At 68.4% G+C, this 13,085-nt stretch carries 22 protein-coding genes; 21 read left to right on the plus strand and 1 reads right to left on the minus strand.

All coding sequences use genetic code 11. The features are described 5' to 3' along the window. The 9 genes from rplX to rplO all read left to right on the plus strand — a co-directional run bounded on the left by rplX (position 1) and on the right by rplO (position 3,785). Positions 1–315 (plus strand): 50S ribosomal protein L24, encoded by a 315-nt coding sequence (gene rplX / locus AB0K00_RS37555; protein WP_033357656.1) that lies wholly within the window; start codon positions 1–3, stop codon positions 313–315. Continuing rightward, on the plus strand, positions 315–878 hold the full coding sequence (rplE, locus tag AB0K00_RS37560; RefSeq protein ID WP_363530866.1) for a 50S ribosomal protein L5: 564 nt from the start codon (positions 315–317) through the stop codon (positions 876–878). Before rplX ends, rplE begins: the two co-directional genes overlap by 1 nt. Before the next feature lie 12 nt (positions 879–890). Then, entirely contained in the window at positions 891–1,076 is a 186-nt protein-coding gene (locus AB0K00_RS37565; protein WP_190249376.1) for a type Z 30S ribosomal protein S14, read from the plus strand. Between the two features lie 64 nt (positions 1,077–1,140). Beyond that, positions 1,141–1,548, plus strand: a complete 408-nt coding sequence (rpsH, locus tag AB0K00_RS37570) for a 30S ribosomal protein S8 (protein ID WP_203845089.1) — start codon at positions 1,141–1,143, stop codon at positions 1,546–1,548. A 13-nt stretch (positions 1,549–1,561) separates the two neighbouring features. Next, entirely contained in the window at positions 1,562–2,104 is a 543-nt protein-coding gene (gene rplF / locus AB0K00_RS37575; RefSeq protein ID WP_363530869.1) for a 50S ribosomal protein L6, read from the plus strand. 8 nt (positions 2,105–2,112) lie between these two features. Then, positions 2,113–2,496, plus strand: a complete 384-nt coding sequence (gene rplR / locus AB0K00_RS37580; RefSeq protein WP_363530998.1) for a 50S ribosomal protein L18 — start codon at positions 2,113–2,115, stop codon at positions 2,494–2,496. Between the two features lie 14 nt (positions 2,497–2,510). Next, positions 2,511–3,134, plus strand: coding sequence for a 30S ribosomal protein S5 (gene rpsE, locus AB0K00_RS37585; protein WP_327008146.1), 624 nt, complete (start codon positions 2,511–2,513; stop codon positions 3,132–3,134). Between the two features lie 2 nt (positions 3,135–3,136). Continuing rightward, on the plus strand, positions 3,137–3,319 hold the full coding sequence (rpmD, locus tag AB0K00_RS37590; RefSeq protein WP_327008147.1) for a 50S ribosomal protein L30: 183 nt from the start codon (positions 3,137–3,139) through the stop codon (positions 3,317–3,319). 4 nt (positions 3,320–3,323) lie between these two features. Beyond that, complete coding sequence (rplO, locus tag AB0K00_RS37595) at positions 3,324–3,785, plus strand: 50S ribosomal protein L15 (RefSeq protein ID WP_354776632.1); 462 nt, start codon at positions 3,324–3,326, stop codon at positions 3,783–3,785. Between the two features lie 157 nt (positions 3,786–3,942). Here the strand turns inward: rplO and AB0K00_RS37600 are convergent, their stop codons facing one another. After that, positions 3,943–4,101 (minus strand): hypothetical protein, encoded by a 159-nt coding sequence (locus AB0K00_RS37600; RefSeq protein WP_363531003.1) that lies wholly within the window; start codon positions 4,099–4,101, stop codon positions 3,943–3,945. Between AB0K00_RS37600 and secY the strand changes: the two genes are divergently transcribed. The 12 genes from secY to truA all read left to right on the plus strand — a co-directional run bounded on the left by secY (position 4,031) and on the right by truA (position 12,583). Next, complete coding sequence (gene secY / locus AB0K00_RS37605) at positions 4,031–5,368, plus strand: preprotein translocase subunit SecY (protein WP_363530874.1); 1,338 nt, start codon at positions 4,031–4,033, stop codon at positions 5,366–5,368. The two genes, AB0K00_RS37600 and secY, sit on opposite strands and share 71 nt — an antisense overlap. After that, the gene (locus tag AB0K00_RS37610) at positions 5,368–6,021 is read left to right on the plus strand and encodes an adenylate kinase (protein ID WP_327008150.1); all 654 of its coding nucleotides are present in this window, start codon (positions 5,368–5,370) and stop codon (positions 6,019–6,021) included. Before secY ends, AB0K00_RS37610 begins: the two co-directional genes overlap by 1 nt. Before the next feature lie 4 nt (positions 6,022–6,025). Then, the gene (gene map / locus AB0K00_RS37615; protein ID WP_363530877.1) at positions 6,026–6,865 is read left to right on the plus strand and encodes a type I methionyl aminopeptidase; all 840 of its coding nucleotides are present in this window, start codon (positions 6,026–6,028) and stop codon (positions 6,863–6,865) included. Positions 6,866–7,190: 325 nt separating this feature from the next. After that, on the plus strand, positions 7,191–7,721 hold the full coding sequence (locus AB0K00_RS37620) for a DUF1707 domain-containing protein (protein WP_363530880.1): 531 nt from the start codon (positions 7,191–7,193) through the stop codon (positions 7,719–7,721). Between the two features lie 185 nt (positions 7,722–7,906). Further along, positions 7,907–8,128 carry a translation initiation factor IF-1 gene (infA, locus tag AB0K00_RS37625; protein ID WP_007073013.1) on the plus strand — a complete coding sequence of 74 codons (222 nt, stop codon included), beginning with the start codon at positions 7,907–7,909 and terminating at the stop codon, positions 8,126–8,128. 75 nt (positions 8,129–8,203) lie between these two features. Beyond that, positions 8,204–8,320, plus strand: coding sequence for a 50S ribosomal protein L36 (gene rpmJ, locus AB0K00_RS37630; protein ID WP_014687778.1), 117 nt, complete (start codon positions 8,204–8,206; stop codon positions 8,318–8,320). A gap of 181 nt (positions 8,321–8,501) precedes the next feature. Further along, positions 8,502–8,882 (plus strand): 30S ribosomal protein S13, encoded by a 381-nt coding sequence (rpsM, locus tag AB0K00_RS37635; protein ID WP_363530883.1) that lies wholly within the window; start codon positions 8,502–8,504, stop codon positions 8,880–8,882. Positions 8,883–8,929: 47 nt separating this feature from the next. Further along, a complete protein-coding gene (gene rpsK, locus AB0K00_RS37640; RefSeq protein WP_203845099.1) occupies positions 8,930–9,340 on the plus strand; it encodes a 30S ribosomal protein S11 in 411 nt (136 codons plus the stop codon). 15 nt (positions 9,341–9,355) lie between these two features. Continuing rightward, positions 9,356–9,982: a 30S ribosomal protein S4 gene (gene rpsD / locus AB0K00_RS37645; RefSeq protein ID WP_363530886.1), complete on the plus strand. Its 627-nt coding sequence runs from the start codon at positions 9,356–9,358 to the stop codon at positions 9,980–9,982. 89 nt (positions 9,983–10,071) lie between these two features. After that, positions 10,072–11,097, plus strand: coding sequence for a DNA-directed RNA polymerase subunit alpha (locus tag AB0K00_RS37650; RefSeq protein WP_033357644.1), 1,026 nt, complete (start codon positions 10,072–10,074; stop codon positions 11,095–11,097). Positions 11,098–11,126: 29 nt separating this feature from the next. Then, the gene (gene rplQ / locus AB0K00_RS37655) at positions 11,127–11,672 is read left to right on the plus strand and encodes a 50S ribosomal protein L17 (protein WP_363530889.1); all 546 of its coding nucleotides are present in this window, start codon (positions 11,127–11,129) and stop codon (positions 11,670–11,672) included. Positions 11,673–11,746: 74 nt separating this feature from the next. Beyond that, positions 11,747–12,583, plus strand: coding sequence for a tRNA pseudouridine(38-40) synthase TruA (gene truA / locus AB0K00_RS37660; protein WP_363530892.1), 837 nt, complete (start codon positions 11,747–11,749; stop codon positions 12,581–12,583). The last annotated feature ends 502 nt before the right edge of the window (positions 12,584–13,085 follow it).

Raw genomic sequence — 13,085 nt, forward strand, 5'->3', positions numbered from 1 at the left:
ATGAAGGTCAAAAAGGGCGACACCGTCCTGGTCATCGCGGGCAAGGACAAGGGCACCCGGGGCAAGGTCCTCACCGCCCTCCCGCGCGAGGACAAGGTCATCGTCGAGGGCGTCAACCGCGTCAAGAAGCACACCCGCATCCGCACCACCCAGCGTGGTTCGAAGACCGGTGGCATCGTGACCCAGGAAGCCGCCATCCACGTCTCGAACGTGATGGTGATCGACTCGGACAACAAGCCGACCCGCGTCGGTGCCCGCATCGACGAGGACGGCGTCAAGACCCGCACGTCGCGTCGCTCCGGTAAGGATCTGTGATGACGACGGTCGACAAAGTGAACCCGCGCCTCAAGCAGCGCTACCGCGACGAGATCGCGGGCCAGCTGCAGGAGCAGTTCAAGTACACCAACGTGATGCAGATCCCCGGCGTCGTCAAGGTCGTCGTCAACATGGGCGTCGGCGAAGCGGCCCGCGACTCGAAGCTGATCGACGGCGCGGTCCGTGACCTCGCCACGATCACCGGCCAGAAGCCGCAGATCCGCAAGGCGACGAAGTCCATCGCGCAGTTCAAGCTGCGTGAGGGCATGCCGATCGGCGCGAAGGTCACCCTCCGCAATGACCGCATGTGGGAGTTCCTCGACCGGCTGCTGTCGATCGCACTGCCGCGTATCCGCGACTTCCGCGGTCTGGACGGGCGCAAGCTCGACGGCAACGGCAACTACACCTTCGGTCTCACCGAGCAGTCGGTGTTCCACGAGATCGACCAGGACCGCATCGACCGGCCGCGAGGGATGGACATCACCGTGGTCACCACCGCTTCCACGGACGAGGAAGGTCGCGCGCTGCTCAAGCTGCTCGGCTTCCCGTTCCGTGAGAACTAGGAGAACTGACCAATGGCGAAGAAGGCCCTAGTCCTCAAGGCCGCCGCGAAGCCCAAGTTCGCGGTCCGCGCATACACCCGCTGCCAGCGCTGCGGCCGGCCCAAGGCCGTGTACCGGAAGTTCGGGCTGTGCCGCGTGTGCATCCGTGAGATGGCGCACCGCGGCGAGCTGCCCGGCGTTTCCAAGGCCTCCTGGTAAACCTCCTTCGCCGTAGGCCCGCCCACAGCGGCGAGGAACCGCGGCGAGAAAGGCTGACAAAGCAATGACCATGACCGACCCGATCGCAGACATGCTGACGCGTCTGCGTAACGCCAACCAGGCGTACCACGACCGCGTGACGATGCCCTATTCGAAGATCAAGGCGAACATCGCCGAGGTGCTCAAGTCCGAGGGCTACGTGTCCTCGTGGCAGGTTCAGGAGCCGGAAGAGGGCAAGGTCGGCAAGACGCTGATCGTTGAACTCAAGTACGGCCAGAGCCGCGAGCGCAGCCTCGCCGGCATCCGCCGGGTCTCGAAGCCCGGTCTGCGGGTGTACGCGAAGTCGGTGGAGATGCCGCGCGTGCTCGGTGGCCTCGGTGTGGCCATCATCTCGACGTCCCAAGGGCTGCTCACCGACCGGCAGGCCCGCAAGCGAGGGGTGGGCGGGGAAGTCCTCGCCTACGTCTGGTAAGGGAGAGCCTTCAATGTCTCGAATCGGACGTAGGCCCATCGCGGTGCCCTCCGGCGTCGACCTCAAGGTCGACGGCCAGGTCGTCACCGTCAAGGGACCCAAGGGTGAGCTCAGCCACACGCTCGCCGAGCCCATCACGCTGGAGAAGGCCGAGGACGGCACCTTCAACGTCGTGCGCCCCAATGACGAGCGCAAGGCCAAGGAGCTGCACGGCCTGTCCCGCACGCTCATCGCGAACATGGTCATCGGCGTCACCGAGGGCTACCGCAAGAGCCTTGAGATCGCCGGCACCGGCTACCGCGTCACGGCGAAGGGCAGCGACCTGGAGTTCGCGCTCGGGTTCTCCCACCCCGTGCTCGTGACGCCCCCTCCGGGCATCACGTTCACCGTCGAGCGGCCGACGCTGTTCCACATCGCCGGCATCGACAAGCAGCAGGTGGGCGAGGTCGCCGCGAACATCCGTAAGATCCGCCCGCCGGAGCCGTACAAGGGCAAGGGCGTGAAGTACCAGGGCGAGGTCATCCGCCGCAAGGCTGGAAAGGCAGGCAAGAAGTGAGCGCCACGCTGCTCAAGCGCCGCAACTCCGGCGGCTCCGCCGCGGCGCGCCGCACCGGGCGCGCACGCCGGCACTTCCGCATCCGCAAGCACGTCAGTGGCACCGCCGAGCGTCCCCGCCTGGTCGTCACCCGCTCGCTGCGGAACATCACCGCGCAGATCGTCGACGACCTCAAGGGCCACACGCTGGCCTCGGCCTCGACGCTCGACACGACCATCCGTGGCACCGACGGCGACAAGAAGGCACTGGCCGGCAAGGTCGGCACCCTTCTCGCCGAGCGGGCGAAGGCCGCGGGTGTCGGCAAGGTCGTCTTCGACCGTGGCGGAAACCGTTACGCCGGCCGCATCGCGGCCCTGGCTGACGCCGCCCGCGAAGCCGGACTCGAATTCTAGGAAAGGGAACGTTCATGCCTGGTCCTCAGCGCAGGGGCGGCGGGTCCGGTGGGAACACCGAAGGTGGCGGCCGTCGCGAGAATCGTCGCGACGGAGGCGGCCGCGGTAACGCGCCCGCCGAGAAGACCCCCCACCTCGAGCGGGTCGTCGCGATCAACCGTGTCGCCAAGGTCGTCAAGGGTGGTCGGCGCTTCAGCTTCACCGCCCTCGTCATCGTCGGTGACGGCGACGGCACCGTCGGCGTCGGTTACGGAAAGGCCAAGGAGGTGCCCGCGGCGATCGCCAAGGGTGTCGAGGAGGCCAAGAAGCACTTCTTCAAGGTGCCGCGGATCGCTGCGTCGATTCCGCACCCGGTGATCGGCGAGGACGCCGCTGGCGTCGTGCTGCTCAAGCCGGCTTCCGCCGGTACCGGTGTCATCGCCGGCGGCCCGGTCCGTGCCGTCCTGGAGTGCGCGGGCATCCACGATGTCCTCTCCAAGAGCCTCGGGTCCTCCAACGCGATCAACATCGTCCACGCGACGGTGGCGGCGCTGAAGAAGCTCGAGTCGCCGGAAGCCGTGGCCGCGCGCCGTGGCCTGCCGGTGGAAGACGTCGCGCCCGCGGCCATGCTGGCCCAGCGTGCCGGGGCGGGTGCATAGCCATGGCTCGCCTGAAGGTCACCCAGATCCGGTCCCAGATCGGCACCAAGCAGAACCAGCGCGAGACGCTGCGTTCGCTCGGCCTGAAGCGGATCCGCGACGTCGTCGTCAAGGAAGACCGTCCGGAGATCCGCGGCATGATCCACACCGTGACGCACCTGGTCACCGTGGAAGAGGTGGAGTAATCCGATGACGATCAAGCTGCACCACCTGCGGCCCGCCCCGGGCGCCAAGACCGCGAAGACCCGCGTGGGTCGCGGTGAGGGCTCCAAGGGCAAGACCGCCGGTCGTGGCACCAAGGGCTCCAAGGCCCGCAAGAACATCTCACCGGCGTTCGAGGGCGGGCAGATGCCCCTCCACATGCGCCTGCCGAAGCTCAAGGGCTTCAAGAACCGCAACCGTATCGAGTTCCAGGTCGTCAACCTGGCCCGCCTCGCGGAGCTCTTCCCGAAGGGCGGCACCATCGGGGTCGACGAGCTCGTCGACGCCGGCGCCGTCCGCAAGGGCGAGCTGGTGAAGGTCCTCGGCGACGGGGAGCTCGGCGGAGTGAAGCTGCAGGTCAGCGCGCACAAGTTCAGCGCGTCGGCCCGTGAGAAGCTCGAAGCGGCGGGCGGCACCGCCACGCTGCTCGGCGGCTCCGCAGCCGAGTAGACAACGCGCTACCGTGGCGTCCACCGGAGCAGTTTTGGTGGGCGCCACGCAGTGCCTAAGGATCCATCCCAGTACCACCTGAAAAGCTGAGGGATCGCCGGGGCGTGATGTGCTCCGGGCATCCTGTTAGAGTCCGTTGCGCAGTAACACGCTCGACTCATCCAGTCAGCGGCACCACCAGCAGCACGCACCACCAGGACCCCACCTCGTCGGCCACTTGGCCGCCTTGCGCAGGAGGAAGAACGTTGCTCTCCGCCTTTGCCAGCGCGTTTCGCACGCCTGACCTGCGCAACAAAATTCTGTTCACATTGCTCATGATCGGCCTGTACCGGGTCGGGGCCACGCTGCCCAGCCCCGGTGTGTCGTTCGGCAATGTGCAGAAGTGCCTCGACATCGTCGAGAGCGGTGACAGCGCCGGGGTCGCCACCCTGCTCAACCTGTTCTCGGGTGGAGCGCTGCTGCAACTTTCAGTCTTCGCGCTCGGCATCATGCCGTACATCACCGCGAGCATCATCCTGCAGCTGCTCACGGTCGTGATCCCGCGCCTGGAGCAGCTCCGCAAGGAGGGCCAGTCCGGCCAGGCGAAGATCACCCAGTACACGCGCTACCTCACCCTCGGGCTCGGCGTCCTGCAGGCCGCCTCGATCATCGCCCTGGCGCGTTCGGGTCAGCTCTTCGGTGGCGCCTGCGACCAGAGCCAGTTCCCGGTCATCCCCGACACCGGCAAGATCCCGCTGTGGCTCACCCTGACCGCCCTTGTCATCACGATGACCGCCGGCACCGGCATGGTCATGTGGTTCGGTGAGCTCGTCACGGACCGCGGCGTCGGCAACGGCATGTCCGTCCTGATCTTCACCTCGATCGCCGCCCGCCTCCCCAACGAGGGCATCCAGATCTGGCAGGACGACAAGACCACCTTCTTCGTGATCGTCGGCCTCGCCGTCGTCGTCATCGCCTTCGTGGTCTTCCTCGAGCAGGCCCAGCGTCGCATCCCGGTGCAATACGCCAAGCGCATGATCGGCCGCCGAATGTATGGCGGGACCTCGACCTACATTCCGCTGAAGGTCAACCAGGCGGGTGTCATCCCGGTCATCTTCGCCTCGTCGCTGCTCTACCTGCCGTCGCTCGCGACCTCGTTCGCCGGGCAGGACACGACGAACCGGACGATCATCTGGATCCAGCGCAACATCGTCGCCCAGGACAAGGCCGCGCACATCATCCTCTACTTCACGTTGATCATCTTCTTCACGTACTTCTACGTGTCGATCACGTTCAACCCCACTGAGGTTGCGGACAACATGCGCAAGTACGGCGGCTTCGTCCCCGGCATCCGCCCCGGCAAGCCGACCGCCGAGTATCTTGACTTCATCCTCAGCCGCATCACCCTCCCCGGCGCGCTCTACCTGGGCATCATCTCGATCCTGCCCAACCTGCTCATCGGGATCGTCGGCGGAGGACAGGCTCTGCAGAACTTCCCGTTCGGCGGCACCGCGGTGCTCATTATTGTTGGTGTGGGCCTCGAGACCGTGAAGCAAATCGAGAGCCAGCTCATGCAGCGCAACTACGAAGGGTTCCTCCGGTAGTGAGGCTGGTGCTGGTAGGTCCCCCCGGGGCGGGCAAGGGGACCCAGGCCGAGTTCATCGCCGCGCACCTCGCCGTGCCCAAAATCTCCACCGGCGACATCTTCCGCGCCAACGTCGGGCAGGGCACCCCGCTCGGCGTTGAGGCGAAGCGCTACATGGACGCCGGCCAGCTCGTCCCCGACGAGGTCACCATCAACATGGTGTCCGACCGCCTGGCCGAGGGCGACGCGGCCGACGGCTTCCTGCTCGACGGCTTCCCCCGCACCGTCCCGCAGGCCAACGCCCTCGACAAGCTCCTCGCGGACCTCGGCACCGGCCTCGACATCGTCCTCGAGCTCGTCGTGGAGAACGAAGAGGTCATCCGGCGGCTCTCGGGCCGCCGGACCTGCCGTGGTTGCGGCAAGATCTGGCACGTCGAGTTCGACGCACCCGTCCACGAGGGCGTGTGCGACCGCTGCGGCGGCGAGCTCTTCCAGCGCGACGACGACAAGGCCGAGACGATCGCGGAACGCCTGAAGGTCTACGCCCGCGACACGTCCCCCCTCGTCGACTACTACGGCGCGCAGGGCAAGCTGGTGGGCATCGACGCCACCGGGCCGGTCGAGGACATCACGGTCCGCGCGATCGACGCCCTGCGCTCCTACGGCGGCTGACCCGGTGGCGCACCAGGTCGAGATCGAGCTCAAGACCCCCGAGGAGATCGGGCAGATGCGCCGCGCCGGCCTCGTGGTCGCCGACGCCCTCGCCCGCATGCGGGCCGCCGTCGCCCCCGGCGTCACCACCGCCGACCTCGACGCGATCGCCGAGGACACCATCAGGGCCGCCGGCGCCATCCCCTCCTTCAAGGGCTACCACGGCTTCCCAGCCTCGATCTGCTCCTCCGTCAACGACCAGGTCGTGCACGCCATCCCCAGTCACCGCCAGGTCCTGCGGGCCGGCGACCTGATCTCCATCGACTGCGGCGCCGAGCTCGACGGCTGGCACGGCGACGCCGCGATCACCGTCGGCGTCGGCGAGATCACCAACGACCTGCGCCGCCTCGTGACCGTCGCCGAGGACGCCATGTGGGCCGGCATCGCCGCCGCCGCCCGCGGCGTCCGCTCCGGCAAGGGCCGCCTCACCGACATCTCCTTCGCGATCCAGTCCGCGGTGCGCAAGGCCGGCCGCTACGGCATCGTCGACGGCTACGGCGGCCACGGCATCGGCAGCGCCATGCACCAGGACCCCTTCGTCGAAAACTCCGGCCGCCCCGGCAAGGGCCCCGCCCTGCGCCCCGGCATGGCCCTCGCCATCGAGCCGATGATCACGAAGGGCAAGCCGAAGGTCGCCGAGCTCGACGACGGCTGGACCGTGGTCACCGTCGACGGCTCCGTCGCCGCCCACGTCGAGCACACGATGGCCATCTGCGACGACGGCGTCTGGGTCCTCACCGCCCCCGACGGCGGCCGGGCGCGGCTGGGTGAGCTCGTCACCGCGCGCCAACAGGTCAACGCGTAGCCCATCCCTGCGGGCTCCGGTCCGTTGTGGGCACGACCGCCGCTCCCGTCAGCCACCAGTCGGCCGTGAACGGCCTCCCTGCCACCTCCGCGGACACTTGCGCCGCCGCGACCTCCGGCCGCGACAAGCCCCGCGCCCGGACGGCCGGCCCGCATCCGCGGCCCGCCCGTCCTCGGTCACGACGCGACCGTTCCGGCCGCGACATACGGCATAGATCACGGTCGGTGGCGGTGGTCGTACCGTGGCGGCTTTTGTCGTGGGGGTGGAAGAGCGGCGGGCGCGGATGGGATGCTTCAGTGGGGAACGAAATCCGGGGAGGGTGGCAATGGCGGTCGCGGACCGGCGGGAGAACTTGCGCGCAGCCGACGTCGACCGGCAGTTCGTGGCCGAGCGGCTCAAGGCCGCGGTCGACGAGGGGCGGCTGTCGCTCGGCGAATACGACGACCGGCTCAAGGAGACCTACGCCGCCCGGACGTACGGTGACCTTGACGTGATCCTCAGTGACCTGCCCGGCTTCCGCCCGGTCGACAGCGCCGCCGTCGCGCCGGCCAGCGGCTATGCCGCCGCGCCGACGAGCCCGGCGCCCGCGCTCGGCGCGAGGGGCCAGTTCGGCCGCCAGCCACACTGGCTGTTGGGCATCTGGAGCGGCTGGCTGATCGCCGTCACCGTCAACGTGGTGATCTGGGCCCTGGTGAGCATCTCCAACGGCGAGGCGGTCTACTTCTGGCCGATGTGGGTCGCCGGGCCGCTCGGCGCGGTCCTCCTCGCCACGTCGGTGAGCACCTATCTGGCCGGCGGGCCGGACGCCGCGCGGGAGCTGAAGCGGGAGCGCCGGCGGCAGCGCCGCGAGCGTTGAGACCCCGATTTGGTGCAACGCGTTCACCGCGCGTAGACTTGCCCATTGGCGCAAAGCGTCCACTCAGGCATGCCCCCACGCGCTTCTAGTGGTAGGCCTGAGCCGCGGCTGGCGCGGACCCCCCATGGGGACCGTGAAAAGGATGCGCGCGTCACACCCAACCCGATCGTCAGGTAGCGGAGGACATGCCGAAGAAAGACGGGGCCATCGAGATCGAGGGCCGAGTGATCGAGCCACTCCCGAACGCAATGTTCCGGGTGGAGCTCGCCAATGGCCACAAGGTCTTGGCGCACATCAGCGGGAAGATGCGGCAGCACTACATCCGCATCCTGCCCGAGGACCGAGTGGTCGTCGAGCTGTCGCCTTATGACCTGACTCGCGGGCGCATCGTCTACCGCTACAAGTAAATCGGTGTCGGTTCCCAGGAAACGGTCGGGACTGTCGCTCCCATGTAGGGGTGCGCAGCGAGAGTTAGGCACACCGTGAAGGTCAAGCCGAGCGTCAAGCGGATCTGCAACAACTGCCGGATCATCCGGCGGCACGGCCGGGTCATGGTCATCTGCAGCACTGACCCGCGCCACAAGCAACGCCAGGGCTGAAGCCCCGGCGGCAGATCCACCTAGCACCACCTAGTTTTAGCCCGTTCCAGCCCCGGGCCACCGCGCGTGATGCGTGCGGAGCGCGTGGGCTGCACCCCCGGTCGGAGGCCGGGGCCCGTCTGTGGGCAGACGGGAGCGGAGCGGGCTCAGACCTCCGCACACGCAAGGAGCACGCCCACCTATGGCACGTCTCGTTGGTGTCGATCTCCCGCGCGAGAAGCGCACGGAGATCGCACTCACCTACATCTTTGGCATCGGTCGCACCCGATCCATCGAGCTTCTGGCCGCTACCGGCATCGACCCCAACAAGCGGGCTCGTGACCTGACCGATGAAGAGATCGTGCAGCTGCGCGACTACATCGAGGCCAACTTCAAGGTTGAAGGGGACCTGCGCCGCGAGGTCCAGGCGGACATCCGCCGCAAGGTTGAGATCGGCTGCTACCAGGGCATCCGGCACCGCAAGGGCCTGCCCGTGCGCGGTCAGCGCACCAGGACCAACGCCCGCACCCGCAAGGGTCCGAAGCGCACGGTCGCCGGCAAGAAGAAGCCGGGCAAGAAGTAGTAGTAGGTCGGTCAGGTAGAGAAAACAAATCTAGGAGCGCATAGAGAATGCCGCCGAAGGCTCGCGCCGGAGGGACCGCTGTCAAGAAGGTCCGGCGCAAGGAACGCAAGAACGTCGCCCACGGGCAGGCGCACATCAAGAGCACCTTCAACAACACCATCGTGTCGATCACCGACCCGACCGGTGCTGTCATCTCCTGGGCCTCGGCCGGCCAGGTGGGCTTCAAGGGCTCGCGCAAGTCGACTCCGTTCGCCGCGCAGCTGGCCGCCGAGGCCGCTGCTCGCCGCGCGATGGAGCACGGCATGCGCAAGGTCGACGTGTTCGTCAAGGGCCCTGGCTCCGGCCGGGAAACCGCGATCCGTTCCCTGCAGGCCGTGGGCCTGGAGGTCGGGCAGATCTCTGACGTCACGCCGCAGCCGCACAACGGTTGCCGTCCGCCGAAGCGCCGCCGGGTCTAAGGGAAGAGATAGAAGATGGCTCGTTACACAGGTGCCGACTGCCGTCGCTGCCGGCGCGAGAAGATGAAGCTGTTCCTCAAGGGCAGCAAGTGCGACGGGCCGAAATGCCCGTTCGAGTCGCGTCCCTTCCCGCCCGGCCAGCACGGCCGCGGTCGGCCGAAGGAGACCGAGTACCTCCTGCAGCTGCGCGAGAAGCAGAAGGCGCGTCGTATCTACGGCGTCCTCGAGCGTCAGTTCGCCGGCTACTTCGACGAGGCTGTGGCCAAGCCCGGCAAGACCGGTGAGGAGCTGCTCAAGATCCTTGAGTCGCGCCTCGACAACGTGGTTTACCGGGCCGGCCTCGCCACCTCGCGTGACGCGGCTCGCCAGCTGGTGAACCACGGCCACATCCAGGTCAACGGCAAGAAGGTTGACATCGCGTCCTACCGGCTGCGTGAGCACGACATCGTGCAGGTCCGGCCGAAGTCGCGGGAGCTCACCCCGTTCCAGATCGCTCAGGGCCTCGCGGGCAGCAAGACCGTCCCGGCCTGGCTCGAGTTCATCCCGAGCGAGTTCAAGATCCTGGTGCACAGCCTGCCGGCCCGGCAGGTCATCGACACCCAGGTGCAAGAGCAGCTGATCGTCGAGCTCTACAGCAAGTAGCACCACGTTTGCGGAGGCGGAGCGATCGTGCTCCGCCTCCTCGGAGCGCGTCAAATAGCGGGCGCGCAACGAACTGGAGGAACCCGAAAGTGCTTATCTCACAGCGTCCGAGCCTCGCCGAAGAGTCCATCAGCGAGACCCGGTCCAAGTTCACCATCGAGCCGCTCGAGCCGGGCTTCGGCTACACCCTCGGCAACTCGCTGCGTCGCACCCTGCTCAGCTCGATCCCGGGCGCGGCCGTGACCAGCATCAAGATCGACGGCGTGCTGCACGAGTTCACCACGATCCCCGGTGTCAAAGAGGACGTCGTCGAGCTCGTCATGAACGTCAAGGAGCTGTGCGTCAGCTCCGAGCACGACGAGCCGGTCTCGATGTACCTGCGCAAGCAGGGCCCCGGCGACGTCACCGCGGGCGACATCCAGCCCCCGGCCGGCGTCTCCGTGCACAACCCCGACCTGAAGCTGGCCACGCTCAACGGCAAGGGCCGGCTCGACATGGAGCTGACCGTCGAGCGCGGGCGCGGCTACGTGACCGCCAACCAGAACAAGCAGCAGGGCCAGGAGATCGGTCGCATCCCGATCGACTCGATCTACTCCCCGGTGCTCAAGGTCACCTACCGCGTCGAGGCCACCCGCGTCGAGCAGCGCACCGACTTCGACCGGCTCATCATCGACGTCGAGACCAAGGCGTCGCTGACCCCCCGCACCGCGCTGGCCTCGGCCGGCTCGACCCTCGTCGAACTCTTCGGCCTGGCCCGCGAGCTCGACGAGACCGCAGAAGGCATCGACATCGGCCCGTCGCCGCAGGACGCGCAGCTCGCTGCCGACCTGGCGCTGCCGATCGAGGAGCTCGACCTCACCGTCCGCTCGTACAACTGCCTCAAGCGCGAGGGCATCAACTCCGTCGGGGAGCTGATCAGCCGCACGGAAGCAGACCTCCTCGATATAAGGAATTTCGGTCAGAAGTCGATCGACGAGGTCAAGATGAAGCTCGCCGGGATGGGTCTGGGTCTCAAGGACTCCGCCCCGACGTTCGACCCGGCACACGTCGTGGACTCGTTCGCCGATGTTTCCTACGACGACACCGACGACTACCGCGAGACCGAGCAGCTCTAACCGGCTGCTGTTCGATTTGAGGAGCCCCAATGCCCACGCCCACCAAGGGTCCCCGCCTCGGCGGCAGCCCCGCGCATGAAAAGCTGATGCTGGCGAACCTCGCCACCTCGCTGTTCAAGCACGGACGCATCAAGACCACCGAGACCAAGGCCAAGCGGCTGCGCCCGCTCGCCGAGCAGCTCATCACCAAGGCCAAGCGCGGCGACCTGCACGCGCGCCGTCAGGCGCTCGCTGTGGTGCGCGACAAGGACGTGGTGTTCCAGCTGTTCGACCAGATCGCGCCGCGGTTCAGCAACCGGCCGGGTGGCTACACCCGGATCGTGAAGACCGGCCCGCGCAAGGGTGACGCCGCTCCCATGGCGATCATCGAGCTGGTCGAGGAGCTCGAGGTCGCCGTCGCCCCGGCGCCGCGCAAGGCCGCCGCTCGCAAGGCCGCCAAGGCCGACTCGATCGCGGTCCTCGCCGGCGAGGACACCGACGAGGTCCCGACCGCCCCTGCCGCGTCGTCTTCGGATGACGCTGCGGAGTCGGCCGACGACACCGCCGCGGACAAGGACGACGAGACCAAGGCCTGATCACAGGCCTGAAGTCGACGGCCCGGCACCCTGCGTAATGGGGTGCCGGGTCAATTTTTTCGGAGGGTGTAGCGTTGAGGAGAATCCGCGTCCGCCTCGACGTGGCATACGACGGGACCGACTTTTCAGGGTGGGCGATCCAGCCGACCCGCCGCACCGTCGCCGGTGAGCTGACGACCGTCCTGACCCGCCTGTTCGGCACCGTCGAAGGCCTGACCGTCGCCGGCCGCACCGACGCCGGCGTCCACGCCACCGGGCAGGTCTGCCACGTCGACGTCCCCGCCGACCGCTGGGAGACCCTCGCCCCAGCGCTGCTGCGCAAACTCGCCGGCCTGCTCCCGCTGGACGTCCGCGTCCACGCCGCGACCGAGGTCCCGCCGGAGTTCGACGCCAGGTTCTCCGCCCTGTCGCGCCGCTACGAGTACCGCGTCACCGACGCCGTCTCGGGCGCCTCCCCGCTGCGCCGCCACGACACCGTCGCCTGGCCCCGCACCCTCGACCTGGACGCCCTCAACGCCGCCGCCGAGGGCCTCGTGGGCGAGCACGACTACGCCGCCTTCTGCCGCCGCAAGGAACACGCCACGACGATCCGCGACGTCAACCGCCTCGACTGGCGCCGCGACCCGGACGGCATCCTCGTGGCGACCGTACAGGCCGACGCGTTCTGCCAGCAGATGGTCCGCAGCCTCGTCGGCGCCCAACTCTTCGTCGGCGACGGCCGCCGCGCCGCGTCGTGGCCAGCCGGCCTGCTCAGCCGCCGCGTCAGGGCCGACGAGGTGACGGTCGCACCGGCGCACGGGCTGTCGCTGGTGGAGGTGCGGTACCCGGCCGACCCGGCAGAGCTGCGCGCCCGCTCGGAACTGACCCGCCGCCGCCGCGACGCGGACCTGCCGGCCGAAGACACAGACTGACCGGCCGTCGCTGGTGGAGACGCGGGCTGACCGCCGAGCCGGTAGAGACACGGACTGAGCGGTCGGAGTTGACCCGCTGCCGCGACCTGGCCTGATCCGGCCGGGTCCGATGATGTGATTCGGGACAAATGGCTCGGTCTCAGGACAAGTGGCTCGTCCGGTGTGGGCGTCGGTCCGGCGTGGACATTGCGCCGGGCGCGGGGTGCGTGCACGGGTCGGAGTGCGGCGCGGGGTGCGGGTCGGAGTGCGGTGCGGGTGCGGGGTGCAGGCGCAGAGTGCGGGTCCGAGTGCGGGTGCGGGGTGCGGGCGCGGGTCCGAGCGCGGCGTGGGTGCGGGGTGCAGGCCCTAGTGCGGCGCGGGCGTGGGGTGCGGAGTGCAGGTCCGAGTGCGGGCGCGGGTGCGGACTGGGGCGGGCGGGCGGGCGTGCGGGTGCTGGCGTGCGGGACGGTCGCGTTGTTCGCCCACACGGGGCGGGGGATGCCCGTCCGCACGCGTGATTCGA

The sequence above is a fragment of the Dactylosporangium sp. NPDC049525 genome (assembly GCF_040676755.1).
Lineage (GTDB): Bacteria > Actinomycetota > Actinomycetes > Mycobacteriales > Micromonosporaceae > Dactylosporangium.

Excerpts from the sequence above, each read along its gene's own strand:
- AB0K00_RS37565 (WP_190249376.1), top strand. The coding sequence starts at position 891 with ATGGCGAAGAAGGCCCTAGTCCTCAAGGCCGCCGCGAAGCCCAAGTTC.
- rplF (WP_363530869.1), top strand. The coding sequence starts at position 1,562 with ATGTCTCGAATCGGACGTAGGCCCATCGCGGTGCCCTCCGGCGTCGAC.
- AB0K00_RS37620 (WP_363530880.1), top strand. The coding sequence starts at position 7,191 with ATGGCGGTCGCGGACCGGCGGGAGAACTTGCGCGCAGCCGACGTCGAC.
- rplX (WP_033357656.1), top strand. The coding sequence starts at position 1 with ATGAAGGTCAAAAAGGGCGACACCGTCCTGGTCATCGCGGGCAAGGAC.
- infA (WP_007073013.1), top strand. The coding sequence starts at position 7,907 with ATGCCGAAGAAAGACGGGGCCATCGAGATCGAGGGCCGAGTGATCGAG.
- rplQ (WP_363530889.1), top strand. The coding sequence starts at position 11,127 with ATGCCCACGCCCACCAAGGGTCCCCGCCTCGGCGGCAGCCCCGCGCAT.
- rpsH (WP_203845089.1), top strand. The coding sequence starts at position 1,141 with ATGACCATGACCGACCCGATCGCAGACATGCTGACGCGTCTGCGTAAC.
- rpmD (WP_327008147.1), top strand. The coding sequence starts at position 3,137 with ATGGCTCGCCTGAAGGTCACCCAGATCCGGTCCCAGATCGGCACCAAG.
- rplE (WP_363530866.1), top strand. The coding sequence starts at position 315 with ATGACGACGGTCGACAAAGTGAACCCGCGCCTCAAGCAGCGCTACCGC.
- rpsM (WP_363530883.1), top strand. The coding sequence starts at position 8,502 with ATGGCACGTCTCGTTGGTGTCGATCTCCCGCGCGAGAAGCGCACGGAG.
- rpsD (WP_363530886.1), top strand. The coding sequence starts at position 9,356 with ATGGCTCGTTACACAGGTGCCGACTGCCGTCGCTGCCGGCGCGAGAAG.
- rpsE (WP_327008146.1), top strand. The coding sequence starts at position 2,511 with ATGCCTGGTCCTCAGCGCAGGGGCGGCGGGTCCGGTGGGAACACCGAA.
- rpsK (WP_203845099.1), top strand. The coding sequence starts at position 8,930 with ATGCCGCCGAAGGCTCGCGCCGGAGGGACCGCTGTCAAGAAGGTCCGG.
- rplO (WP_354776632.1), top strand. The coding sequence starts at position 3,324 with ATGACGATCAAGCTGCACCACCTGCGGCCCGCCCCGGGCGCCAAGACC.
- AB0K00_RS37600 (WP_363531003.1), bottom strand. The coding sequence starts at position 4,101 with ATGAGCAATGTGAACAGAATTTTGTTGCGCAGGTCAGGCGTGCGAAAC.